Annotated in this window: 21 protein-coding genes; 11 read left to right on the top strand and 10 right to left on the bottom strand. The window is 75.2% G+C overall.

Features of this window, described 5'->3' with window-relative positions:
- Positions 1–121: 121 nt before the first annotated feature.
- On the bottom strand, positions 122–1,558 hold the full coding sequence (gene xylB / locus E4U92_RS10185; protein WP_137299979.1) for a xylulokinase: 1,437 nt from the start codon (positions 1,556–1,558) through the stop codon (positions 122–124).
- Positions 1,559–1,675: 117 nt separating this feature from the next.
- Here xylB and xylA point away from each other — a divergent pair, with 117 nt between their 5' ends.
- Entirely contained in the window at positions 1,676–2,842 is a 1,167-nt protein-coding gene (gene xylA / locus E4U92_RS10180; RefSeq protein WP_137299978.1) for a xylose isomerase, read from the top strand.
- 475 nt (positions 2,843–3,317) lie between these two features.
- The gene (locus E4U92_RS36575) at positions 3,318–3,611 is read left to right on the top strand and encodes a hypothetical protein (RefSeq protein WP_241681774.1); all 294 of its coding nucleotides are present in this window, start codon (positions 3,318–3,320) and stop codon (positions 3,609–3,611) included.
- Positions 3,612–3,660: 49 nt separating this feature from the next.
- On the opposite strand, the gene E4U92_RS10170 is transcribed toward E4U92_RS36575, so the two are convergent.
- The 3 genes from E4U92_RS10170 to E4U92_RS10160 form a co-directional block, all read right to left on the bottom strand.
- Positions 3,661–5,004 carry an esterase-like activity of phytase family protein gene (locus E4U92_RS10170; RefSeq protein ID WP_137299976.1) on the bottom strand — a complete coding sequence of 448 codons (1,344 nt, stop codon included), beginning with the start codon at positions 5,002–5,004 and terminating at the stop codon, positions 3,661–3,663.
- A gap of 116 nt (positions 5,005–5,120) precedes the next feature.
- Positions 5,121–6,482 carry an SWF or SNF family helicase gene (locus E4U92_RS10165; RefSeq protein ID WP_229862394.1) on the bottom strand — a complete coding sequence of 454 codons (1,362 nt, stop codon included), beginning with the start codon at positions 6,480–6,482 and terminating at the stop codon, positions 5,121–5,123.
- A complete protein-coding gene (locus tag E4U92_RS10160) occupies positions 6,479–9,610 on the bottom strand; it encodes a DEAD/DEAH box helicase (protein ID WP_137300150.1) in 3,132 nt (1,043 codons plus the stop codon). Before E4U92_RS10160 ends, E4U92_RS10165 begins: the two co-directional genes overlap by 4 nt.
- A gap of 233 nt (positions 9,611–9,843) precedes the next feature.
- Between E4U92_RS10160 and E4U92_RS10155 the strand changes: the two genes are divergently transcribed.
- Complete coding sequence (locus tag E4U92_RS10155; protein ID WP_137299975.1) at positions 9,844–10,026, top strand: hypothetical protein; 183 nt, start codon at positions 9,844–9,846, stop codon at positions 10,024–10,026.
- A gap of 114 nt (positions 10,027–10,140) precedes the next feature.
- Here E4U92_RS10155 and E4U92_RS10150 read toward each other — a convergent pair whose 3' ends face one another.
- From E4U92_RS10150 to E4U92_RS10140, 3 genes are all read right to left on the bottom strand, one after another.
- Positions 10,141–11,532 carry a tannase/feruloyl esterase family alpha/beta hydrolase gene (locus tag E4U92_RS10150; RefSeq protein WP_137299974.1) on the bottom strand — a complete coding sequence of 464 codons (1,392 nt, stop codon included), beginning with the start codon at positions 11,530–11,532 and terminating at the stop codon, positions 10,141–10,143.
- Between the two features lie 228 nt (positions 11,533–11,760).
- The gene (locus tag E4U92_RS10145; protein WP_137299973.1) at positions 11,761–12,639 is read right to left on the bottom strand and encodes a hypothetical protein; all 879 of its coding nucleotides are present in this window, start codon (positions 12,637–12,639) and stop codon (positions 11,761–11,763) included.
- 139 nt (positions 12,640–12,778) lie between these two features.
- On the bottom strand, positions 12,779–13,096 hold the full coding sequence (locus E4U92_RS10140) for a hypothetical protein (protein WP_137299972.1): 318 nt from the start codon (positions 13,094–13,096) through the stop codon (positions 12,779–12,781).
- A 383-nt stretch (positions 13,097–13,479) separates the two neighbouring features.
- On the opposite strand from E4U92_RS10140, the gene E4U92_RS10135 reads away from it, so the two are divergent.
- A complete protein-coding gene (locus E4U92_RS10135; protein WP_229862396.1) occupies positions 13,480–13,857 on the top strand; it encodes a hypothetical protein in 378 nt (125 codons plus the stop codon).
- A 44-nt stretch (positions 13,858–13,901) separates the two neighbouring features.
- On the opposite strand, the gene E4U92_RS10130 is transcribed toward E4U92_RS10135, so the two are convergent.
- Complete coding sequence (locus E4U92_RS10130) at positions 13,902–14,513, bottom strand: class I SAM-dependent methyltransferase (protein ID WP_137299971.1); 612 nt, start codon at positions 14,511–14,513, stop codon at positions 13,902–13,904.
- A 172-nt stretch (positions 14,514–14,685) separates the two neighbouring features.
- Here E4U92_RS10130 and E4U92_RS10125 point away from each other — a divergent pair, with 172 nt between their 5' ends.
- The 5 genes from E4U92_RS10125 to E4U92_RS10105 all read left to right on the top strand — a co-directional run bounded on the left by E4U92_RS10125 (position 14,686) and on the right by E4U92_RS10105 (position 19,781).
- Positions 14,686–15,504, top strand: coding sequence for an MHYT domain-containing protein (locus E4U92_RS10125; protein ID WP_137299970.1), 819 nt, complete (start codon positions 14,686–14,688; stop codon positions 15,502–15,504).
- A gap of 167 nt (positions 15,505–15,671) precedes the next feature.
- Positions 15,672–18,284, top strand: a complete 2,613-nt coding sequence (locus E4U92_RS10120; RefSeq protein ID WP_137299969.1) for a sensor histidine kinase — start codon at positions 15,672–15,674, stop codon at positions 18,282–18,284.
- Complete coding sequence (locus E4U92_RS10115; protein WP_137299968.1) at positions 18,281–18,718, top strand: roadblock/LC7 domain-containing protein; 438 nt, start codon at positions 18,281–18,283, stop codon at positions 18,716–18,718. Before E4U92_RS10120 ends, E4U92_RS10115 begins: the two co-directional genes overlap by 4 nt.
- Positions 18,719–18,740: 22 nt before the next feature.
- A complete protein-coding gene (locus E4U92_RS10110) occupies positions 18,741–19,148 on the top strand; it encodes a DUF742 domain-containing protein (RefSeq protein WP_137299967.1) in 408 nt (135 codons plus the stop codon).
- A 27-nt stretch (positions 19,149–19,175) separates the two neighbouring features.
- On the top strand, positions 19,176–19,781 hold the full coding sequence (locus E4U92_RS10105; RefSeq protein WP_137299966.1) for a GTP-binding protein: 606 nt from the start codon (positions 19,176–19,178) through the stop codon (positions 19,779–19,781).
- 43 nt (positions 19,782–19,824) lie between these two features.
- Here the strand turns inward: E4U92_RS10105 and E4U92_RS10100 are convergent, their stop codons facing one another.
- Positions 19,825–20,322, bottom strand: a complete 498-nt coding sequence (locus E4U92_RS10100; RefSeq protein WP_137299965.1) for a winged helix-turn-helix transcriptional regulator — start codon at positions 20,320–20,322, stop codon at positions 19,825–19,827.
- A gap of 89 nt (positions 20,323–20,411) precedes the next feature.
- On the opposite strand from E4U92_RS10100, the gene E4U92_RS10095 reads away from it, so the two are divergent.
- Positions 20,412–21,671, top strand: coding sequence for an MFS transporter (locus tag E4U92_RS10095; protein WP_137299964.1), 1,260 nt, complete (start codon positions 20,412–20,414; stop codon positions 21,669–21,671).
- Positions 21,672–21,745: 74 nt separating this feature from the next.
- Here the strand turns inward: E4U92_RS10095 and E4U92_RS10090 are convergent, their stop codons facing one another.
- Positions 21,746–22,627 carry a LysR family transcriptional regulator gene (locus E4U92_RS10090; protein WP_137300148.1) on the bottom strand — a complete coding sequence of 294 codons (882 nt, stop codon included), beginning with the start codon at positions 22,625–22,627 and terminating at the stop codon, positions 21,746–21,748.
- Positions 22,628–22,706: 79 nt separating this feature from the next.
- Here E4U92_RS10090 and E4U92_RS37215 point away from each other — a divergent pair, with 79 nt between their 5' ends.
- Entirely contained in the window at positions 22,707–24,224 is a 1,518-nt protein-coding gene (locus E4U92_RS37215) for an EamA family transporter (protein WP_168725082.1), read from the top strand.
- Positions 24,225–24,369 lie beyond the last annotated feature (145 nt).

The following is a 24,369-nucleotide window of genomic DNA, read 5'->3' as shown; positions in this document are numbered from 1 at the left end:
GTCGGTCCGTCACCGGGCCCTGGGTCGGTCCCGGCGCCGCTCGGCGCAGCGCCGGCACCTCGTGCCGGTCCCGGCCCGGTCACCGGAAGTTCCCGGGGTCCGGGCCGGCCGTCGTCCGGGCTCAGTCCGTGCCCCGCTCCAGCAGCGCCGCGGCATCGGAGAGTACCCCGGAGATCCGGTCCATCGTCGCCCCGTCCCGCTCCACGGGCTCCAGCACCGGCCCCCGGGCGGTGTCCCAGCGCCGGGCCACGGCGGCCGGGTCCTCGCCGGTCAGCAGGCCGGCGGCCTGGGCGGCGGCGCCGAGCGCGACCAGTTCCCTGGCCTCGGGCACCTGGACCGGGCGTCCGGAGAGCCGTCGTACCGTCTGCTGCCACGCGGTGCCGCGCGCGCCGCCGCCGATCAGCAGCAGCGGGGCGGAGCGGTCCGCGTCCTCGTCGAGGACCAGGTCGAGCGCGGCGAGCAGCGCGTGCACGGCACCGTCGTAGGCGGCCTGGAGGATCTGGCCGCCGGTCGTGTCGTGGCGCAGGCCGGTCAGCAGCCCGGCGGCGTGCGGCAGGTTCGGGGTGCGCTCGCCGTCCAGGTAGGGCAGCAGCGTGACGCCGCCCGCGGGCTCGACGGCCTCACGGTCCAGGCCCAGCAGCGCGGCCAGCCGGTCGACCGCGAGCGTGCAGTTGAGGGTGCAGGCCAGCGGCAGCCAGTCGCCGTGCGCGTCGGCGAAGCCCGCGACCGTGCCGGTCGGGTCGGCGGGGCGGTGCCGGGAGACGGCGTACACCGTGCCGGAGGTGCCCAGGCTGAGCACCGGGCTGCCGGGGCGCAGCCCGAGGCCCAGCGCGGCCGCCGCGTTGTCGCCGGTGCCGGGGGCCACCAGGGTGCCCTTGGAGAACGGCAGGTCGTGGCGGTGCACGGTGCCCGCGACCTCACCGGGCCGCACCACGCGCGGCAGCAGTGCCTGGTCGAGGCCCACGTGGGCGAGGATCTCCGGGTCGTACGCCTCGGTGGCCGACGCCCACCAGCCCGTGCCGGAGGCGTCGCCGCGGTCGGTGGTGCCCTCACCGGTGAGGCGCTCGGTGAGGTAGTCGTGGGGGAGGCGCACCGCGCGCGTGGCGCGGACGGCCTCGGGCTCGTTCTCGGCGAGCCACGCCCACTTGGTGACCGTGAAGGAGGCGGCCGGCACCGACCCGGTGCGCTCCGCCCAGAACTTCGCCCCGCCCAGCTCCTCGGTCAGCCTGCGGGCCTGGGGCGCCGAACGCACGTCGTTCCACAGCAGGGCGGGACGGACCGGCTCGCCCTGCGCGTCCAGCGTCACCAGCCCGTGCTGCTGGCCACCGATCGACACCGCGGCGGCCTCGTGCGCCGCGTCGCCGCACTGGCGCAGCGCCTTGCACAGCGCGTCCCACCACTGCCGGGGGTCGCTCTCGCGGCCCGCTCCCGAGGACACGGTGTGCGGCGCCTGGCCGCTCGCGACGACCCGGCCGGTGGCCACGTCGACGACCAGCGCCTTGGTGGACTGGGTGGACGTGTCCACGCCGACGACGAGCGGACCCTCGGCTGCTGACATCGGGCTCTCCCTAATTTTTTCCGCGGCTCCGCGGGATCTGTCTTCCCAGAGATGCTCGGGCATACTAATTTGTAAACGGCCATGACGAAATAGTCTCAGCACGCAAGGAGCCGCGGCATGAACTACCAGCCCACCCCCGAGGACAGGTTCACCTTCGGCCTGTGGACCGTCGGCTGGCAGGGAAGGGACCCGTTCGGCGACGCCACGCGGCGTGCCCTCGACCCGGTCGAGTCGGTCCAGCGCCTCGCCGAGCTCGGCGCCTACGGCGTCACCTTCCACGACGACGACCTGATCCCCTTCGGGTCCTCCGACAGTGAGCGCGAGGAGCACATCAAGCGCTTCCGCCAGGCCCTGGACACGGCCGGCATGACCGTCCCGATGGCCACCACCAACCTCTTCACGCACCCGGTGTTCAAGGACGGCGCGTTCACCGCGAACGACCGCGACGTGCGCCGCTACGCGCTGCGCAAGACGATCCGCAACATCGACCTGGCCGCCGAGCTGGGCGCCGAGACGTACGTCGCCTGGGGCGGCCGTGAGGGCGCCGAGTCCGGCGCCGCCAAGGACGTGCGCGTGGCCCTCGACCGCATGAAGGAGGCCTTCGACCTCCTCGGCGAGTACGTCACCTCCCAGGGCTACGACCTGCGCTTCGCCATCGAGCCCAAGCCGAACGAGCCGCGCGGCGACATCCTCCTGCCCACCGTCGGCCACGCCCTGGCGTTCATCGAGCGTCTGGAGCGCCCGGAGCTGTACGGCGTGAACCCGGAGGTCGGCCACGAGCAGATGGCCGGCCTGAACTTCCCGCACGGCATCGCCCAGGCCCTGTGGGCGGGCAAGCTCTTCCACATCGACCTCAACGGCCAGTCCGGCATCAAGTACGACCAGGACCTGCGCTTCGGCGCCGGCGACCTGCGCGCCGCGTTCTGGCTGGTCGACCTGCTGGAGAGCGCCGGCTACGCGGGTCCGCGCCACTTCGACTTCAAGCCGCCGCGGACCGAGGACCTCGACGGCGTGTGGGCGTCCGCCGCGGGCTGCATGCGCAATTACCTGATCCTGAAGGAGCGCGCGGCCGCCTTCCGCTCCGACCCGGAGGTCCAGGAGGCCCTGCGCGCCTCCCGCCTCGACGAACTGGCCCAGCCGACCGCCGCCGACGGCCTGCAGGCGCTGCTCGGGGACCGCTCGGCGTTCGAGGACTTCGACCCGGAGGCCGCCGCCGCGCGCGGGATGGCCTTCGAGCGCCTCGACCAGCTCGCGATGGACCACCTGCTGGGCGCGCGGGCCTGAGCACCCGCGGTGCCCGGCGCCCCCCCACCCGTGGTGTGGGGCGCCGAGCGCCTGTGGCGCGCAGGACCGGGCACCCGCGCGTGCCCCACACGTCGCTCCGGGCGCGAGGTCAGGGCCCGCGCGCGGGCGGTTGCGCCGGAACCGTGTCCTCCGTGGCACGACCCGGTGCCGGCGCCCGCGCGGGGGCTCGCGCCCGGAGCGACTTCTCGACACCCTGGGCGGCATGGCCACGCCGCCCGTACCGCCGCGACCGCCCCACCCGCCGAGCGACCTGCCGCCGCCCCCTCCGGGCGACGGCTTCGGACCGCCCCCGCCGCCCCCTCCGGGCCCTCCAGGTCCGCCCGGTCCACCGGGTCCTCCGGGTGACGGTTACGGGCCGCCCCCGCCGTCCTACGGCCCGGGTTCCGACCCGGGTCCCGGGCCGGGCGGCCGGGGTCCGCGCGGCCGCGGGAATCCGCTGCTCATCGCCCTGGGTGTGCTCGTGGCCGTGGCGGTCGTCGTGGTGATCGTGGTGCTGGCCACCGGCGGGGACGACGGCCCGGACGAATCGCCCGGGGGCGCCACCACCGGAACGGGAGCCTCACCGAGCCCGTCCTTCCGCCTGCCGACCGGGCTCCCCACCGCCCTCCCGTCCCGGCTGCCCACGGCGCTGCCCAGCGGGTTCCCGACGGAACTGCCGAGCGGCCTGCCGACGGAGCTGCCGAGCGGGTTCCCGAGCGAGCTGCCGAGCGGTCTGGAGTCACTGCTCCCGTCGGGGTTGCTGCCGTAGGCGGCCGGGGAACCGATGCGGCCGCCGCGACCGGTCAGGCGGGGGAGACTCAGACTCCGCGCGGGAGGCGGACGTAGACGACCTTCGTCTCGATGCCGCTGTCCACCAGCCTGCCCTGCGCGTCGAACGCCCCGGTCCCGTCGGTCATGCCGAAGTCGTTGTCGTTGATCAGGGCGAGCGTGTCGTGGTCCACGCGCGCGACGCCCTCGATCTTCCCGGGCACGCCCGCCACCCCGCCGAGGTCCGCCACCAGCCGCTTGGCGAGCACCGGGACGCCCGAGGCCGCCGGGTCGGCGAGCTGCTCCAGGGAGGGCGACGTCGTGTCGTCGTCCCACCGGCCGCCCAGGATGTCCGCCTTGCGCTCCAGCCGCACCGACTGCAGCCGCGCCGCCCTGTCGGTGCGCTCCTCCACCAGCAGCCGGTCGCCGCCGACCGCGACCACCGAGGAGATCTTCAGCTCGGAGGTGTCGTCCTCACCGGGGTCGACGACGCCCACCGGGTCGAAACGGTAGGCGTACTCGGCGGTGACGGCCCTCTTCTTCGGCGAGAAGCGCAGCAGCCGCGTGGTGAGCGACGCCTCGCCCGCGTCCGTGTCGGGCAGCGACAGCGGGCTCTGCACCGCGATCACCAGGTCACCGCCCGGCAGTTGGGCCAGTCCCTCGAAGCCGCGGTTGATCTTCCGGTGCAGCAGCACCGAGGGCAGCGCCTCCACCACCGGGTAGTCCGTGCCGGTCAGCCCGAGCCCCCGGGGCACGTACCGCGTCAGCACCTCCCCGCGCGCGGAGACGTGCACCAGGGAGGGCCCGTACTCGTCGGCGAGCCAGAACGAGCCGTCCGCGGCCCGCACGATCCCCTCGGTGTCCAGACCGTTCGGGTCGTACGACAGCGCCGTGCGCGCGTCGTAGGAGTACGGCGCCTCGTCGCGCCCCGCCTGGTCCGGCAGACCGGTGACCGGCCCGCCGGACGAGGTGGTGATCGGCACGGCCCGCAGCACGCGCACGGTGTCGCCGGTCACCTTGATCCGCACGATCGCCGGATCGAAGCCCGGCACCGGGAAGGTCCGCCGCTTGCTCCCGTTCACCTTGATCTGGCCGTTGGGCCCGCGGTCGGTGACGGTCCAGAACTCGCCCTCGCGGCCCGCCGGGTAGATGTCGCTGCCGATGCCGCCCAGGTCGATACCCCGGTCGTCGGCCACGGAGCCGGGCAGCAGCCCGTTGCTGAACGTCCCGAGCGGCACGTCCCCGAGCGTCGCGGTCCGCACGACCCGGGCCTGCGAGGCGGGCACGGACGCGTCGGCCGACCGGGCGGACAGGAGCGCGGCTGCCACGGCGAGCGGCACGACCGCCGCGACGGAACGGTGGACGCGGCGCCGGCCGGCGGCGTACGGGGACATCGGGCCTCCTGGAGGGGCGAACGGGGTGACAGCGCACAGAGTTGGGTCACACCGCGAACGCGGTACGACGGCGCGGTGAACGCCGTGCGTCGGCCGTGGGTCGGGTCCCCGCGTCCCTAGCGGGCGCCCCGGCCCGTGCTCTCGTCCCCGTCCCCGTCGCCGTCCGCGAAGGACAGCGCCGCCGCCAGCGCCGTGGCCGGGTCGCCGGTCGCGTCCCCCGCCGGGACCCAGCGCCCGCGCTCCTTGCGGTACGGCCACCAGCGCCCGTCCCGCCCCAGCCGGAGCTGGCAGGACGTGCCCACCGCCGTCCACCGGTTGCCCCGGGAGCGCAGCACCGGCCGCTCGTCGTCCTCCCAGGCCGACGCGAGGGCACTTCGCGCGCGTGCCGACATCTCTCCCTCGACCTCCCACTCGTCCTCCAGCACGGACAACGCCGCCGCACCGCCGTACCGCCAGGCCCGTACCGCCGACGCCAGCGCCTCCCGGCTGCGCCCGGAACCCGCGGCGAGGCGCTGACCGACAGCCGTACGGAAGGCGCGGGGGGTGCCGGCGAGCCCGGCCGCCAACCGCACCGCGTCCTGACCGGCCGTCAGCTCGGCGGACGCGTCGGTGCTGCCGTTCAGCGCCTCGGACAGCATCCGGTGGGCCCCGTCCGCCGCGCGCGCCGTGAGGAACTCCAGCGCGGTCGGGTCCACGCCCGCCGCGGGGGGCGTCTCGGTGTCCAGCGAGGGCGGCGGCCCGGGCTCCGCGGGGAGTTCGGGCGGTGCGGGCAGGGGCGGCCGCGCCGCCGCGTACGCCTGCGCCGCGTCCACACCGTCCGGCCGGAGACGGGCCGCGGCGGGTTCCGGTGCGGCTGCGGCCGTACCACGAGCCTGGAGGTCGTCCAGGACGGCCCGTGGCGCGCGGCCGCGCAGCAACAGCAGCACCAACGGGTCCTCGTCCAGCAGCCGCGCCACCTGGTAGCACAGCGCCGCCGTGTGCCCGCAGTGGTCCCACGCGCCGCAGCCGCAAGAGGGCTCCAGGTCGCCGAGCCCCGGCAGCAGGTCGATGCCGGCCGTCGCCGCGTCCTCGACGAGGTGCGGCGGCATCTCGCGGTCCAGCAGGGCGGCCATGTCCCCCGACCGCTCGACGGCCAGGTCCAGCAACCGGTCCCACTGGCCGTCCGACAGTTCCGCCAGCAGCACGTCCGCGCGCTGCCCGGTCCCGTCCCGGTCCCGTACGACCGCCGTGACCCGCCCCGGCCGCACCGACACGGCGCCCACGGCACCCGCGCGTACCAGCCGGCGGCCCGCGCGGACCTGCGCCCCGTCCAGCGCGCCGTCCTCCAGCGCCGCGAGCCACGCGCGCCCCCACCAGGTCCGCGCGAAACTCCCGCCCCGCGCGGGCGGCAGCGCGGCGAAGGTGTGCTCGGGGGCCCGGTCTGCGCGGTGCGTCGTCCCGTCGTGGCGGCCGGCAGCCGCGTCGTCCTCGTGGTTCATCGCTCGTCCCCCCGCAGTGCGACCAGGTCGGCCAACTCGGCGTCCGTCAGCTCCGTGAAGGCCGACTCGCCCGACCCGAGCACCGCGTCGGCCAGCCGGCGTTTGCGCGCCAGCAGATCCGCGATGCGGTCCTCGACGGTGCCCTCGGCGATGAGCCGGTGCACCTGCACCGGACGCGTCTGGCCGATGCGGTACGCGCGGTCGGTGGCCTGCGCCTCCACGGCCGGGTTCCACCAGCGGTCGTAGTGCACGACGTGCTCGGCACGCGTCAGGTTGAGCCCGGTGCCCGCCGCCTTCAACGACAGCAGGAAGACGGGCACTTCGCCGTCCTGGAAGCGCCGCACCATCGCCTCCCGCTCGGCGACCGGCGTACCGCCGTGCAGGAACTGCGTGGCCACTCCGCGCGCCGCGAGGTGCCGCTCGACGAGCCGTCCCATCCGCACGTACTGCGTGAACACCAGCGCGCTCGACCCCTCGGCCAGGAGGGTGTCGAGCAGTTCGTCCAGCAGCTCCAGCTTGCCGGAGCGTCCCGCGATCGTCGGCCGCTCCTCGCCCAGGTACTGCGCCGGGTGGTTGCAGACCTGCTTGAGCGCGGTGAGCAGCTTGACGATCAGTCCGCGCCGCGCCATGTCGTCGGCGCCGGCGAGCGCGGCCAGTGTCTCGCGCACCACGGCCTCGTACAGGCCCGCCTGCTCGGCGGTCAGGGCGACCGGGTGGTCCGTCTCGGTCTTGGGCGGAAGTTCGGGCGCGATGCCCGGGTCCGACTTGCGGCGGCGCAGCAGGAACGGTCCGACCAGCCGCGCGAGCCGTTCGGCCGCGGCCGGGTCCGCGCCGCTCTCGACGGCACGTGCGTAGCGCCGGCGGAAGGTGCCGAGCCGGCCCAGCAGACCGGGGGTCGTCCAGTCCAGGATCGCCCACAGGTCGGAGAGGTTGTTCTCCACGGGCGTGCCGGTGAGCGCCACCCGCGCGCGTGCGGGGACGGTGCGCAGGGCGCGGGCGGTCGCCGAGTAGGGATTCTTCACGTGCTGCGCCTCGTCGATGACGACCAGCCCCCACCGCACCCCGGCGAGCCGCGCCGCGTCCAGGCGCAGCGTGCCGTACGTCGTGAGGACGAACTCCCCGTCGGCCGGGGCGTCGGTCCGCGTCGTGGTCGAAATGCTCAGAGCGCGGCGCGGGCCGTGGAAGCGCCGCACGCGCGTGCCGGGAGCGAAGCGCTCGATCTCGCGCTGCCAGTTGCCCATCAGGGACGTCGGGCACACCACCAGCGTGGGTCCCGCGGACCCGGGCGTCGCCTGGCGGTGCAGGTGGAGGGCGATCAGGGTGACCGTCTTGCCGAGACCCATGTCGTCGGCCAGGCAGCAGCCGAGCCCCCACTCGGTGGTGCGGGCCAGCCAGTCGAGGCCGCGGCGCTGGTAGTCGCGCAGCACGGCGGCCAGCCCCGGGGGCTGCGGCACCGGCTCCGACTCCTCCCGGGCGAGCAGCCGCTCCCCTACGGCCGCGGGCCACCCGGTGGCCTCGACGTCCACCTGGCGGCCGTCGACCTCGACGGCGCCGGTCAGGGCGGCGCCCAGGGCGTCGATCGGCGTGACCTTGTGGTCCTGGCGGTCCCGGGCGCGCCGCACCTCCCGCGGGTCCACCAGGACCCACTGGTCGCGCAGCCGCACGACCGGCCGGTTCGCCTCGGCCAGGCGGTCCAACTCCTCGCGGGTGAGGGGCTGGTCGCCGAGCGCGAAGCGCCAGGTGAAGGACAGCAGGGCGTCGGCGGAGAGCGAGATGCCGTGCTGGCCGGTTCCGGTGCCGCCGGTGCGCGTGGGTGGGGCGTCCTCCGGGGAGCCCACCGTCGCCCCCGTGGTGAGCGTGCGGACCAGGCCCCGCGGCCAGTGCACCTCGACACCGGCGGCCGCGAGCGCGCGCGAGCCGTCGCCCAGGAGGTCGGCCACCTCGTCGTCCAGGAGGTCCACGCCGTCCGGCACGGTGGCCGACAACAGTGGTGTGAGCGCGGGCCAGGCCCTCGCCGCGCGGCGCAGGGCGAGCAGCACGTCCCTCCGCGCGCGCGGGCCGAACTCCCCGGTCGCCGCACCACCCGCGGCGGCCCAGACGTCGGCGGCGTCCGCGACCAGCGCGGGGTCGTTCACGCTGTGCACCTGGAGGACGGCCCGCAGCACCGGAACCGTCCCGGCGTCCGCACCCGCCCCGGCATCGGCCGTCGGCGCCCGCGCCGCGCAGGCGTCGAGCCCCCGCCCCTCGACGCGCAGCGAGATCCGCACGCCCGCGTCGTGGCCCGCGGCGACGTCGGCCGCCCAGGCACGCAGGTCGGGCAGGTGCTGCGGTGCGAGCGCCGCGTAGGCCGGGCCGCCCGTCACCAGGTGGGCGGTGGGGGAGCGGGGCAGGATGTCGGCGACCGCGTCCAGGAAGGCCCGCAGCAGGGCTTCCGGGGCCGGGAGCCGCAGCGGGACCGGGCCGTGAGCCACCGGCCCGTCGTCGGCCGACCCGTCTTCGGCCGCCTCGTCTCCGGCCGCCTCGTCTTCGGCCGACCCGTCTTCGGCCGACTCGTCTCCGGCCGGCCCCTCGCCGGTCCGTCCGTCGCCGGTGTGCCCTGCGTCCAACGGCACCGCGTGCGCCTCGGGCGGCATCGCCGCGGCCAGTTGCCTGATCCGCTCGGTGTCGTCCGGTCCCAACGGGCCGATCCGCCAGGCGTCGTGGTCGCTCTCCGACAGCCCGGGCAGCACCAGCCCGCGCGCCACGAAGTGGAGGGCCAGGAGCGCGGCCGTGCTCCAGAAGGCCGTGGCCGGGTGCGCGTCCGCCGTTCCCCGCACGCGTGCGAGGAGCGGCAGGGCGGTGCGCAGCGGCAGCAACACCGCCGGCGCCGTCGCCGTCCGCACGCCGTCGGCCGTGGGCCGGACCACCGTCAGAGCGGTGAGCGCCGGGCCGGTGGCCGCCGCGTGGTCGTCGGCCGTCCCGTCCCTTTCGACCGCCCCGTCCGGGCTCCAGAAGGCGACGGTGCCGGTGCGGGCCGGGTCACCCGGCAGGAAGACGGCGCACGCCCGCGCGAGGTGGGCAGCGTCGTGCGGCGAGTCCGCGACGAGCGGGAGGGCCGTGGGGGTGGCGGGCACAGGGGCGGCGGGCATGGGGTCGGCGGGCGTGGGTTCCGTGGGCAGCCTCTGCACGAAGACGAACCTACTCCTCAAATTTGACTAGCAAGGTGCAGTCGCCGAGAGTACAGCACCTCCGTGCGGCGCGCCTCAGGGATGCGTAGGGGGCGCGGTTCAGGGTCGGCTCAGGGTCAGGACTCGGAACTGCGCGCCCCGTGGAGCCGTTCTCTGCACAGAGAGCGGCAGGGGCCGCGAAGGAGGCGACACACATGTCGAAGAACGCCAAGATCGCCGCAGGAGGTGTGGCGGCCGGGATCCTCCTGCTGATCTGGCTGCCCTGGTGGGCGGCGCTGCTGATCGTGCTGGGGGTCCCGGCGGCCGCGTACCTGGCCCTCGACCCTTCGCAGCGGCGCCGTCTGCGCCGCACCCGGCGCAGGGAACTCGGCCGCTGACCACGGGGACCTGCGTCGAGCGGGTCGTTGCCGAGGTGTCCCGGGCGTCTCGGGCCTCCCGGGTGGCGCGGGCGTCCCGGTCGGGGCCGTGGCCGGGACGCCTCGTCCAGCCGGTCAGGCGCCGGGCCGGAGCCCGTCGTCCAGCGAGCAGGAGCCGACCACGTCGCCGCCCGCGGGCCTGCCGAGCGTGCGGTCCGCGGGGGGCGGGGTGCCGTGCTCCACCCAGGCCACCAGCGCGTCGAACGCCGAGCGGTAGCAGGGCAGGATCGGGCGGAGCCGGTCCGGATAGGTGTCGTACAGCCCGTCCACGTGCGTGCCGCCGGCCACCGTGTAGTACCGGTGCAGCGTGCCGCGTCCGCGCCCGTCGATCATCCGCGCGTACACGTCGGAGTCGGCGCTCTGCGGCAGCAGGGTGTCGAGGTCGCCGTGCAGGGTGATGAGCGGCCGGCCGATCCGGCCCGTCAGCGCCACCCGGGCCACCGCCCGGTGCACGGCGGCCGGCCGGGCGGCGTAGTCGTACTGCGCGTCGGAGGGACAGGGGGCCAGGATCTGCTCCGCCGTGGTCCCGGCGGAGGGACCGGGGCACGCGGGGTCGTAGCCCGGGTCGAACTCGGCGCGGTAGATCTTCTGCGTGACGCCCCAGTACGCCTTCTCGTGGTACGGCCACAGGAACTCCGAACCCGGCGCGAAGCCCACCGCGTACAGGTCCTCGTCGCGCGCGGCGCCGTAGGTGCGGGCCACCGCCGCCGGCAGGGAGGTGAGCAGGCTGGGTCCGTCAGCCGTCCACAGGGCGCCCTCCCAGTCGACCCCGCCGTCGTACAGCTCGGGGTGGTTCTCGAGCTGCCAGCGGGTGAGGTAGCCGCCGTTGGAGATGCCGGTGACGTACGTCCGGCGCGGGGCGTGCCCGTAGCGCTGGGCCACGACCCGGCGGGCGGCGCGGGTGAGCTGGGTGGTCCGCGTGTTCCACTCGGCGACGGCGTCGCCGGGCCGCACGCCGTCGCGGTAGAAGTCGACCCCGTTGTTGCCCTTGTCGGTCGCGGCGTAGGCGTAGCCCTGGGCGAGCACCCGGTCCGAGATCGCCTTGTCCGTCGCGTACTGCTTGCGGGTCCCGGGCGCGCCGGTCACCACGAGCCCGCCGTTCCACCGGTCGGGCAGCCGGATCACGAACTGGGCGTCGTGCGCCCACCCGTGCGTGGTGTTGAAGTGCGAGGAGTCCGGGAAGTAGCCGTCCACCTGCACCCCGGGCACCCCGGACGGCACCGGTGTGTCGCGTGCGGTCAGCCCCGCCTGGTCGGCCGGGTCGGTGTACGGCGTGCCGGCCAGCCCGGTGGTCGTCAGGTCGGCCAGACAGGCGCTCTGCTGCAGCGCGGCGCCCGGCACGCGCACGTGCCCCTGCCGGGCGCAGTGGCCGTCGGTGCCCGCACCGGCCGCGGCGGGTGTGGGTCCGCCGACGACCGCCGCGAGCAGCAGCGCGGCGACGAGCGGAACACCTCGGATGGGACGCATGCACGACCTCCAGGAGCAGGACGGCGCGGAGCGCGCCGGGCGCCCGGGGTGGCACCGGCGATCCGCGCGGGCTGCCCATGCTGGGCGGCAAGCCGCCGACGGGCCATGGAGCCGGACCACACCCCGCTCCGAGGTCACGTGGGGCCGGACCCCACACCCAGCTCCGAGGTCACGTGGGGCCGGACCCCACACCCAGCGCCGGGGACACCTGGGGTCGAGCCCCCCGGCTCACAGAGGCCGCACGGCCATCTTGTCGAGCGCCTCCAGCAGCCCCGGCAGTTCCGGGCCCCGGCCGACCGGAAGCACCTCGCCGGGCTCCTCGTCGAGCAGTACGAACGCGATGTCGTCGGTGCGGGCCACCAGCGACCAGCCCGGACCGTCGGCGCGCAGGGTCCGCGCGTCACCGGACGCGAAGGACGACCGTACGCGGCCCAGCGGCGGCGGCGAGTCGACGTACGCCCGCGCCTCGGCCAGGACACGCCGGATGCCGTGGTGACCCTTGGTACCGCCCGACGCCTCCGGGTCGGCGGCCCCGCCGCCCTGCCTCGCCGGCGCGTCGTCCGTCGTGGCGCCCGCCTCGACGGACCGCTGCTCCGCTACGGCGAACTCGGCGTCGTCGATCTGCTCCCGCCACAGCGCCCACTGGAGGGCGATCTCGTCGGCGCCCAGCCGGCGCTGGGCCGGACCCCACCGCGTCGTGTCCGGAGGGCACAGCGGGGGCCCCTCCGCGATCTCCGGGCCGGGATCGTGCGGCGCCGGCACACCGGGCGCGGCCACGGCGACGGCGAGCGGCCAGCCGGGCAGGGCGGCGACCACCGTGCGGTCGTCCGGCGACAGGTCGTACTCCATGCCGCAGTCCCAGGACGCGATGGCGACGGCCACCAGCGACACGTCGTCGATGACCACCGTCCAGCGCGCGCCCTCGCCGTCCTGGCCCAGCACGAGGCCGTAGCCGTCGGCCAGCGGAGGGAGGCCGAGCGCGGCGCAGGCCTCCGGGTAGTCGTCGCCCAGCACGCTCGGGAACTTCGCCGGTGTCAGCAACACCGCCGTGAGCACATAGAGCGCGTCGTCCGCGGCGGCGACGGCCTCCTCGTCCGTCCCGGCCATCCCAGCCTCCCCATCGGTTCGTCCATCGGCGCGCACCCTAATGCGCCGGGAAGGAGCTTGTCACGACTCCCAGGACCACCCGGAGCTGCAGTTTTCCTGCCCGGACGGGGCGAATCGGCCATCCTTTCCGCCGGTTGTCTCAGCCGTCGGGCAGTCCGAGGAGGGCACGGGCGACGGTCCGGGGCGATTCGTCCCGTTCCCGCGCCAGGGCGAGGACAGCGCGGCAGGCCAGCTCGCTGGTCCCGAACGACAGCGCCTCCGGCGTCACCCAGCCCGCCGCTTCGTCGGCCCCCTCCTGGTCGCCCTCGACGCGCGCCGAGACGTAGGCGGCGGCCGCCTCGAACAGGTTGGGCGCGCGCCGGCCGGCGGCTCCCGTCCGCCCTCCGCGGGCGGGCCGCGCCTGCTCGCGCGGGGCGTGCAACCGCCGTGCCCAGCCCTCTCGGACCCGGTCGAACATGGTGACCACCTTCCCCGGTGTGGTGTGCGCCGACTGACCGTCCGTCCCCCTTCACTCACCGTAGAGGGGCGACTCCGTCGGCTGAAGGGCTTGGCCCAGGGCGTACTGCTACGACGGCGGCGCTCGGCCCGCCTGTCCGTCCTCCGCTCCGGCCGCCGGGAGAACCACCCGGAGGGTCGCGATGGGCTGCACCCGCCGAGCCCGCCACCTTGCTCGGAAGACCGTCCCGCCGTGGCCTCCACCTGATCCGGCAGGACCTCGCCGACCTGGAGGTGCTCGACACCTACGACGGGCCGGGGCCCGGTGCGGCTCCTTCACCCACACGGGCGGCGCACTCGGCGAACGGCTCACAGCGCCCCCGACCAGGCCGCTATCAACGGTTCATGCCACGAACGACGCGATTGCGCATCTCCAGGGTCATGGCCGCGCTCACGGCCACGCTCACCGCCGCCGGCGGGCTGCTGCTGGCGACCGCGGCGCCTGCGAGCGCCGAAGTGAAGTCCACCTGCGGCACGTACATCTGTGTCGCCACCGCCTACCAGGGCCGCGACTACGTCCAGGACATCACCGTCACCACGAGGGACGGCCTGCCGGGGACGCTGCGCGCGTTCGTCGGTGACTACCGGGGGAGCAGGGCGAACGTCTCGCGGTGGCGGTTCGTCGTCAACCAGGAGATCCGGGCGTACCCGAGGCTGGCCGTCTGCGGAGGGCTCGACCGCGGCGGCCGGGTCATCGAGAACCACTGCGTGCTGATCCCTTGAAGTGAGGCGCCGGCGGCGGCCCAACGCTCCCGTCGGCACACCGCTCAGTCCCGGCGCACCGCCAGCGCCAGGAAGCGGTCGTCCTCGTCGACGTACGACGTCAGCCGCCAGCCGGAGCCGGCCAGCAGCGGCCGCAGGTGCGGCTCGGCGCGCAGGTCGTCGTCGGTGATCTGCCGTCCCTGGCGGGCGGCGAGGGCCGCCCGGCCGATCGGGTGGAACAGGGCCAGCGTGCCGCCGGGACGCACCACGCGCGCGAGCTCGCGCAGGTCGTCTGCCGGGCGCGGCAGGTGGGCGACCAGTCCCGCGGCGAACACGGCGTCGAGGCAGGCCGAGCGCAGCGGCAACGCCGCCACGTCGGCCAGCAGCAGCCGCCCGTCGCGGTCCCGTCCGGCCCGGGCGGCGGCCTCCAGCATCGCTTCCGTCAGATCCGCCCCCACGACGACCCCGGAAGGCCCGACGGCCGCCCGCAGCGGCGGCAGGGCCCTGCCCGTGCCGCAGCCCGCGTCCAGCACGCGGTCGCCCTCCCGCAGGCCCAGCTCGGCGACCGCCGCGGCGTAGGCGGGGCCGTCGTCGGGGAAGCGCCTGTCCCAGTCCGCGGCGCGCGCGGCGAAGAACTCCCGTACGCGCGTGTGGTCATGCGTGTGCTCGTCGCTCATACGTCGCATGATCCCCCACCCGACCGTCACCGACGCGGATGACGGAGCTGCGCACACGTTCGACCGTGAGCCGGTGTCAGGCGGTCGTTGCGACACATTTCCCTGTCATGTTCCGCCGGCTTTCGAAACGCGCCCCCTCGGTGCGCCGGTGTCCCCCTAACGTCCTCTGGCCATGGGACACCTGGACCACGCCACCTTCGGCTGGCTGACCCCCGTGCTGTCGTACGCCATGGCGTGCATCGGCGCCGCCCTCGGACTGCGCTGCACCGTCCGCGCGCTCGGCGCCACCGGCCGCTCGCGGCGCAACTGGCTCATCACCGCCGCCTCGGCGATCGGCACCGGCATCTGGACGATGCACTTCGTCGCCATGCTCGGCTTCGGCGTCAGCGGTACCGACATCCGCTACGACGTGCCGCTGACCGTGCTCAGCCTCCTCGTCGCCATGGTCGTCGTCTGCGCCGGCGTGTTCGCCGTCGGCTACGGCCGCGACCGCACGCGCGCGTTGCTGCTCGGCGGCCTGACCACCGGGCTCGGCGTGGCGAGCATGCACTACCTCGGCATGGCCGCCGTCCGGCTGCACGGCGACATCACCTACGACCCGACGCGCGTCGGACTCTCCGTCCTCATCGCGGTCGTCGCCGCCACCGTGGCCCTGTGGGCGGCCCTCCACACCAGGTCACCCGTCGCGGTGACCGTCGCCTCCCTCGTCCTGGGCGCGGCGGTCAGCAGCATGCACTACACCGGGATGTTCGCGGTGCGGGTACGGGTGACGCCCTCGGGGACCGCGCTGCCCGGGGCCACGGCGATGCAGTTCATCTTCCCCCTCGCCGTCGGCCTCGGGTCCTACCTCTTCCTGACCTCGGCCTTCGTCGCCCTGTCGCCCGCGACGGGGGAGCGCGAGGCGTCCGTGTCGGCACTGCGCCCAGACGAGCGGGGCCCACAGCCGGGCGAGCCGAGCGGCACCGGCCCCCGGCCGGCCCGGACCGCGTGAACCGCTCCGCCAGGCCGCACGACGACCCGGACCGCGTGAACCGCTCCGCCAAGTCACACGACGACCCCGGCCGCGCGAACCGCTCAGACGACAGGTCGGACGGCACCGAACGGACCGGCGGGCCGGTGACTCCGCGACTCGCCCCACCCAGCCCCAGCGAGGAGGCCATGCGTACACCCCGTAGGACCCCGACAGCCGGTGCGCAGCCGCCGCGTGCGGCACGCGGCCGCCGCGCGCACGCCGGACCACCGGCCGACGAGACCCCGGACGAGCCCTGGGCCGACGGCGACGCCTCCGGCCGCGCGGCCCCGCGCGCACGACGCCGGGGCATCCGCCCCCGCACCGTCCGCGCCCGGATCGTCTGCCTGCTGATGGTGCCCGTCGTCTCCCTGCTGGCGCTGTGGGGCTACGCCACCGTGACCACCGCCCAGGACGTCGCCCGGCTGCGGCAGTTGCAGCGGGTCGACTCCGGGGTGCGCGCCCCCCTCGCCGACGCCGTGGCCGCACTCCAGGCCGAGCGGGAGGCCGCCGTCCGCCGGGCCGCCACCCCGCGCGCGGGGCAGGACGCCGGCCTCGGGAGCCTCACCCGGGACACCGACCGGGCCGTGGCCGCGCTGCGGCTCGGCGACGACGGCACCGTGGCCGACGCCCAGGAACTGCCCTCCGGGGTAGCCCAGCGCCTCGAGGCGTTCGTCTCCGCCGCCGAGGACCTGCGCCCCCTGCGCACCGCGGTCCTCGACGGCCGCGCCGACTGGCGGACGGTGTACGACCGTTACTCCGCCACCGTCGCGCGGGCGTTCGCGGTGGGCGGCGCGCTGAGCGGCATCCAGGACGCCGAACTGGGCTCCGACGCACGCGTGCTGCTCGAGTTCTCCCGCGCGGGCGAGGCGCTCGCCCAGGAGGACGCGGTGCTCGCGGGCGCCCGACCGGCCGGCCGCCTGGACGGTGAGCGCCTGCGCCTGTTCACCGGCGCCGTCGACACCCGGCGCGCCCTCACCGCGTCCGCCGTCACCGACCTGCGCGGCCCCGAACGGACCGCCTGGCGCACCCTGTCCGGCAGTGCGGCCTACGCCACCGTGGCCGCCGCCGAGGACGGCGTGCTCGCCGAACGGCCGGGAGCGCGCGCCCTCGCCGCCGTTCCCGACGCCCCGTGGGACAGGGCGCACGCACGTGTGCAGCACGGCATGCGCTCCATCGAGGCGGACGCCGGGCGCGAGGTCGCCCGCCGCGCCGACCCGTTCACCCGCGGACTGCTCACCCCGGCCGGCGTGGCCGTGCTCCTCGGCCTGCTCGCCGTCTCCGCCTCGCTCGTCATCTCCGTGCGCATCGGCCGCGGCCTGGTCGTCGAACTCGTCGGCCTGCGCAACGGCGCCCTGGAGATCGCCCGCCGCAAACTCCCCGAGGCGATGCGGAGACTGCGCGCGGGCGAGGAGATCGACATTCGCGCCGAGGCACCGCCGGGGCCGCCCGCCGAGGACGAGACGGGGCAGGTGGCCGAGGCCCTGGGCACCGTGCACCGCGCCGCCCTGCGGGCCGCCGTGGAACGCGCCGAACTCGCCAGCGGCATCTCCGGCGTGTTCGTCAACCTTGCGCGCCGCAGCCAGGTCCTCGTCCACCGCCAGCTCAGCCTGCTGGACAGCATGGAGCGCCGCTCCGACGACCCCGACGAGCTCAGCGACCTGTTCCGGCTCGACCACCTCACCACCCGGATGCGCCGCCACGCCGAAAGCTTGATCATCCTGTCCGGAGCGGCACCCGGCCGGGCCTGGCGCATGCCGGTCCCGCTGACCGACGTCGTCCGCGCGGCCGTGTCCGAGGTCGAGGACTACGCACGCGTGGAGGTGCGCCGGCTCCCCGAGACCGCCGTGGTCGGCGCCGCCGTCGCCGACGTCACCCACCTGCTGGCCGAACTGGTCGAGAACGCCGCGCAGTTCTCGCCGCCGCACACGCGCGTGCGCGTCACCGGGGAACCCGTCGGCAACGGCTACGCCGTCGAGGTCGAGGACCGCGGGCTGGGCATGGGCCGGGACACCCTCGCGGAGGCCAACCGGCGCATCGCCCAGTCCGAGGCGCTCGACCTGTTCGACAGCGACCGGCTCGGCCTGTTCGTGGTCAGCCGGCTCGCCTCCCGGCACGGCATCAGGGTCCACCTGCGCACCTCGCCCTACGGCGGCACCACCGCCGTCGTCCTGCTGCCCACCGCGCTGCTGCACAGCGGTGAGCCGCAGCGGTCCCGCCCGGAGCGGGCGAGCGCAGGGCAGGGCGCGACGGCAGGGCGAAGCGCGATGGCAGGGCGGCACGCGCCGGACACGTACGCGCGCGTACCCGCTGAAGACGACCGCGAGCAGGCCGTGGGCCACGAGGAGTTCACCCGTCGCAGAGGAGCCGCCCGACAGGGCACCGTCCCGGCGCCCACCGACCGGCCGGCCCTCGTCGCCCCCGCGCGCGAGGACGCCCACGGTCCCGCCGGCGGCGACCCGTCGTCCCCCGGGGTCACCCCCCTGCACCCGCACCGCTCCCGGACCGACGCCGACGGCACGGACGGCCTGCCGCGCCGGGTCCGCCAGGCGAGCCTCGCCCCCCAACTGCGCCGCGCACCCGCCGAGGACCCCGCGGGACGGGACCCCGCGCGCGAGGACGGGGCCCGTACCCCCGAGGTCGTACGGGACCGTATGGCCGCCTACCGGGACGGCTGGGCACGCGGCGGCGGCAGACGACCCGGCCGTGGTGCCACCCCCGAGCCCGCACCGGGCCGTGACAGTGAAGGAGACCCCGCATGATCCAGGACCCGGGCACGAGGATGTCCCAGCGCTCCGGTGAACTCGACTGGCTGCTGGACGACCTGGTGATGCGTGTGCGCGAGGTACGGCACGCCGTGGTGCTGTCCAACGACGGCCTCGCCGTGGGCGCCTCCGACGGCCTGACCCGCGAGGACGCCGAGCACCTGGCCGCGGTGGCGTCCGGTTTCCACAGCCTCGCCAAGGGGGCCGGACGGCACTTCGGCGCCGGGGGCGTCCGCCAGACCATGGTCGAGATGGACGACGCCTTCCTCTTCGTGGCCGCCGCGGGCGACGGCTCCTGCCTGGCCCTCCTCACCGCCGTCACGGCCGACATCGGCCTGGTGGCGTACGAGATGGCGCGGCTCGTCAAACGCGTGGGGGAGCACCTGTACACGCCCCCACGGGCCGGCTCGCGCCCGCCCGCCGCCGGATGAGAGCGGAAGGCGCCACCCACGGATGACCGAGGACCTGACCGGCTCCCCGCACGCACCGGGCAGCCAGTGGTACGACCACGAGGCCGGACCCCTCGTCCGCCCGTACGCCGTGACGGGCGGACGCACCCGGCCCGGACCCGCCGGCGTCCGCTTCGACCTGATCGCGCTGGTCAGCCTCGACCCGGCCGCGCCGGCCGACGACCCCGCGCTCGGGCCCGAACACCGCGCGCTGGCCGACCTGTGCCGCGCGGAGACGCAGTCCGTGGCCGAACTCGCCGCCGGCGCGGACCTGCCGGTGGGCGTCGTCCGGGTCCTCCTCGGCGACCTGCTGGAACTCGGCCGCGTCACCGTCAGCCGTCCCGTCCCGCCCGCGCAGCTCCCCGACGAACGCATCCTGCGCGAGGTGATCGCGGGGCTGCGGGCCCTGTAGAGCCCCAGAGGAAGAGGGAAGTGATCCATGGACCCCGAGCACGCCGACACGACAGGCGGCGAGACGGCCCCCCTGGCGTTGAAGATCCTGGTCGCCGGGGGATTCGGCGTCGGCAAGACCACCCTGGTGGGCGCCGTCAGCGAGATCAGGCCGCTGCGGACCGAGGAACTGCTCAGCGAGGCGGGCCAGTCGGTCGACGACACCGACGGAGTGGACCACAAGGTCACCACGACGGTCGCCATGGACTTCGGCCGCATCACCATCCGATCCGGCCTCTCGCTGTACCTGTTCGGCACGCCCGGCCAGGACCGGTTCTGGTTCCTGTGGGACGAGTTGTCGCAGGGCGCCCTGGGTGCCGTGGTCCTCGCCGACACGCGGCGCCTGGAGGACTGCTTCCCCGCGGTCGACTACTTCGAGCACCGCCACATCCCGTTCGTGGTGGCCGTCAACTGCTTCACGGGCGCGCGGACGTACGGCGTCCCGGACGTCTCGCGCGCCCTCGACCTCGACAACGGGACCCCCGTGGTGCTGTGCGACGCACGCGACCGGGACTCGGGCAAGGAGGTTCTGATCCGGCTCGTGGAGTACGCCGGGCGGATGCACACCGCCCGGCTGCTCGACTCGGTGGGCTGAGCGCGGGCGGTGCCGCGGGCGTGCGCACCGGCGCAGCAGGCCGTCAGTCCGCGACGGCCTGCTGCGCCGGCACCTTCTCGGTGGACGCGGCGGACTCGACGTGGGTGGTGTCGGCGTCCAGCAAGGCGCCGTCGGTGCCGGCCGGCTTCAGTTCCGGCACGCGTGCGCCGTGCCGGTCGACCAGGGTGGAGTGCGGTTCGCCGGGCGCGAAGGCGTGGCGCTCCCCCCACTGGCGGAGGGCGAGCAGGACGGGGAAGAGGGCGCGGCCCGCGTCGGTGAGCACGTACTGCCGACGGCGGCCCGATGGAGCGGTCCGCTGGGTCAGGATCCCGTGGTCGGTGAGCTTGCGCAGGCGGTCGGTGAGGATGTTGCGCGCGATGCCGGTCCGTCGCTGGAACTCGGTGAAGGACCGCGCCCCGTCCATCGCGTCCCGTACGACCAGGAGGCTCCACCGGTCGCCGACCAGGTCGAGCGTGCGGGCCACCGGGCAGTCGGGATCGGTCCAGGCGGCGCTCGGCGGACCGGTGGAAGTGCTCGGCATGACACCTCCCGATGAGTTGCGGATCGAGACCATTCTGCCCTACCGTCGCAACGGTTTCATTTTGCTACTTATTTCGGTGGAGCGTGCGCATGGACGTCTGGCGACGGTTGCTCCTCGCGACCGTGTGCGGTGTCGCGGTGGCGAGCATCTACTCCGCGCAGACGGTGCTGCCGCCGATGGGGGACAGCCTCGGGGTGTCAGCGGAGCACGCCGGGTGGATCGTCTCCACCGGCCAGTTCGGCTACCTGGTCGGCCTGGTGCTGCTCGTGCCGCTCGGCGACGTGGTCGCCGACAGGCGCCGGCTGATCGCGGTGCACATGACCGTCACCGCGGCGGGACTCTTCGTGACGGCCGCGGCCCCGGCCGCCTGGACGGCCTTCGCCGGGCTCGCCCTCGCCGGCATGTTCGCCGTCGTCGTCCAGACCACGGTGGCCTACGCCGCGACGGTCTCACCGCCCGCCGAGCGCGGACGCACCATCGGTGTCGTGACCTCCGGCGTGGTGGTGGGCATCCTGGGCGCACGGTTCGTCACCGGCGTGCTCGCGCAGGCGTGGGGCTGGCGCAGCATGTACGTCGTGCTCGGCGCGCTCGCTCTCGTCCTCGCGGCTCTCGTCCTGCGCGCCCTGCCCCCCGAGGGCGACACCCGCCGGCCCGCCGGCTACCGGCAAGCCCTCGTCTCGCTCGGCGGCCTCTTCGGGGAGCGGCTCTTCCTGACGCGTGGCCTCATCGCGTTCTTCCTGTTCGCCTCGTTCGGCACCCTGTGGAGCGGCCTGTCCCTGGCGCTGGCGGACGCGCCCTGGCACCTGAGCGAGAGCCAGATCGGACTCTTCGGCATCGCCGGACTGGCCGGCGCGCTCGGCGCGGCACGCTCCGGACGCTGGGCGGACGCCGGACGGGCGGTCCGGGTCAGCGGCCTCGCCCTGGCACTGCTCATCGTCTCCTGGACCGCCACCGCTCAGTTGTCCTGGTCTCTGTGGCTGCTCGCCGTCGGCATCGTGGCCCTGGACTTCGCGGTCCAGGTCGTGCACGTGAGCAACCAGCACGTGCTCACCACCGCGCACCCGGAGCGCACCAGCAGCGTCATCGGTGGCCACATGGTCTTCTACTCCCTCGGCTCCGCCCTCGGCGCTGCCGCCACCACCTCCGTCCTCTCCTCCCACGGGTGGGGCGCCTCCAGCCTCCTCGGGGCCGCGTTCGCGACCTGCGCGCTGATCGTCTGGGCGACCGACGCCCGCCGGCCCGCCGCCTCCCCGAGGCACGGCGCCGGAACCACGGACGGGCACCGCGGCGAGGAACGGCGGAGCGACGACGCTCTTCCACCTCGCCTCCGACCTGACGCCCGTCCCTGACGCCATCACGCTTCGACAGTGCCGTGGCGCGCCTGCAGCCGGCTCCCAGCGGACTCGCACCGACACACTGTTCTTCACCTGACCCCGAGCACGTCGAGCATCGCCCGGGTCGCCGGGCTCGGGTTGAAGCTGCTCCACGCCAGATACTCCACCCGGCGCGGGCCGTCCACCACCGGCACCAGCACGAGCTGCGGGTCGCGAGCGGCCAGCGGCCCGATGTACGCCGACGGCAGCAACGCCACACCGAGGCCGTACGTGATCAGCCCGGTGATCATCTCCACCACGCCGGCCTCGTACGCCACGTCACGGGCCAACCCGGCGGCCGCGAAGGCCCGGTCCGACTGCGCCCGGGCGGGCGTGCCCGCGATGAAGTCCACGAACGTCTCCTCGGCGATGTCGGAGAGGGCGACCCGCTCGGCGCCCGCGAGGCGGTGCCCGGCCGGCACGACCAGGACGTGCTCGTCACGGTCGAGGACGACCGTCTCCACCCCGGTGGGCCGCTCGTCCTGCGGCATGCCGAGGAAGGCGATGTCCAGGTCCCCGGCGCGGATCGCCGCGGCCAGTTCGTCACTGCGGCCGGAGCGCAGGCCGACCCGGACGTCCGGGTGCCGGTCCCGGTAGCGCCGCAGGAGTTCGGGCACGTCGACGGCGGCCGTGGTGACGATCACGCCCACGGCGAGCCGACCCCGTACCACCCCGTTGGCGGCGCAGGCGTCGGCGACCGCGCGGTCCGCGGCGGCCAGGCACTCGCGTGCGGCGGCGACGAACGCGGCCCCGGCGCCCGTGAGTTCGACGCGACGGCTGGAGCGGGCGAAAAGCCGCGCGCCCACCTCCCGTTCCAGTGCCGCGATGCGGTGACTGAGGGACGACTGCACCACGAAGCAGCGCTCCGCGGCCCGGGTGAAGTTGCGGGTGTCGGCGACGGCGACGGCATAACGCATCTGCTGGAGGTCCACCGGTGCATGGTCATCGTTCATGACTGCTGTGGCAACCATGCGTTGGACGCATGAAAAGCGTCCGGCCAGACTTCCCGGCATGGATTCCTCGCCGACGCGGCGGGCGGCGACCGTCGCCCTCACCGCGATCGCCCCCGCGTGCTGGGGCACCACCTACGCCGTCACCACGGAGCTCCTGCCGCCCGGACACCCCCTGTTCGCCGGGCTGATGCGCGCCCTGCCCGCCGGACTGGCCGGGCTGGCGCTCACCCGTACCCTCCCGCGGGGCGAGTGGTGGTGGAAGGCCGCCGTCCTCGGCGTGCTCAACATCGGCGCCCTGTTCCCGCTGCTGTTCGTCGCGGCCGAGCGGCTGCCCGGAGGTGTCGCCGCCACCCTGGGCGCCGCCCAGCCGCTGCTGGTCGCCGCTCTCGCCATCGCCGTGCTGCACGACCGCCCGACGCCCTGGCGCTGGACCTGGGGCGTGCTCGGCGTGCTCGGCGTCGCCCTCGTCGTGCTCGGCCCGCAGGCCCGGCTGGACGCCGTCGGGGTGCTCGCCGGCCTCGGCGGTACGGCCGGGATGGCCGGCGGTGTCGTCCTCACCAAGCGCTGGGGCCGCCCCGCCGGGACCGGGCCGCTCGCCCTCGCCGGCTGGCAGCTCACGGCCGGCGGACTGCTGCTGCTCCCGCTCACCTTCGCCGTCGAGGGGGTGCCGGAGCGGATCGACACCGGTGCGGCCGGCGGCTATCTGTGGCTGGGCAGCATGGGCGGACTCATCGCCTACACGGTGTGGCTCCGCGGGATCGGCCGGCTCCCGGTCGGCGCGTCCGCCCCGCTGGTCCTGCTGTCGCCCCTGGTCGCGACCGTCGTCGGGATCGCGCTCGGCGAGTCGCTGACCTGGCCGCAGACCACCGGTTTCGTCCTCGCCCTGGCCGCCATGCTCGCGGCCCAACTCGATGTCGGGAGAAAACCCACGATGACGACGACCCGCATGACGATCGCCGTGCTCGGCGCCACCGGGACGGTCGGGAGCCGGGTGCTCGACGAGGCCCGCTCGCGCGGACACCTCGTACGCGCCCTGTCCCGCGAACCCACGGGCAACGACCCGGGCGTCACACCGATCGCGGTCGACGCCAGGGACGCCTCCGCCGTGCGCGAGGCGCTGGCCGGCTCCGACGCCGTCGTCCTGGCCGTACGGACCGAACCGGCCGACCCCGCGTTCCTCACCGGTACGACCCGCACGGTGCTGGACGCCGCCGCGGACAGCGGGGCGCGCGTCCTCGTGGTCGGCGGCGCGGGAGCGCTCCGCAGCCCTGGCGAGCGGGACCGGCTCGTCGCGGAGAACCCCGCTTACGTCCCCGCCGAGTACCGGGCCGTGGCAGCCGCCGGGATCGCCCAACTGGACACCTGCCGCTCTCACTCTGCCGACTGGGTGTACCTGAGCCCGCCCGCCCGGCTCGAACCAGGCACCCGTACCGGCCGCTACCACCGAGGCACCGACACCCTGCTCACCGCACCCGACGGCAGCTCATGGATCAGCGCCCAGGACCTGGCCGTGGCGATAGTCGACGAACTGGAGAACCCGGGAGCGGACCGTCACATCACCGTGCGGGCGGACTGATCCGCGCCCCGGGAGGGGGAGGGCGTGCTGCAAACGGCCCCCGAGCGCCGGGGCAGGTGTGGTGGTGCTGTGCACGCCGGCCCGCCCCGCGGCAAAGGCCCGTCAGAAAACGGTTCGCGGCCCTGGGCGGACGCTTCTAGCCTGC

This window comes from Streptomyces galbus (genome assembly GCF_005280195.1).
GTDB classification, from domain to species: Bacteria; Actinomycetota; Actinomycetes; order Streptomycetales; family Streptomycetaceae; genus Streptomyces; species Streptomyces galbus.
This window is presented reverse-complemented; position numbering and strand designations above follow the sequence as displayed.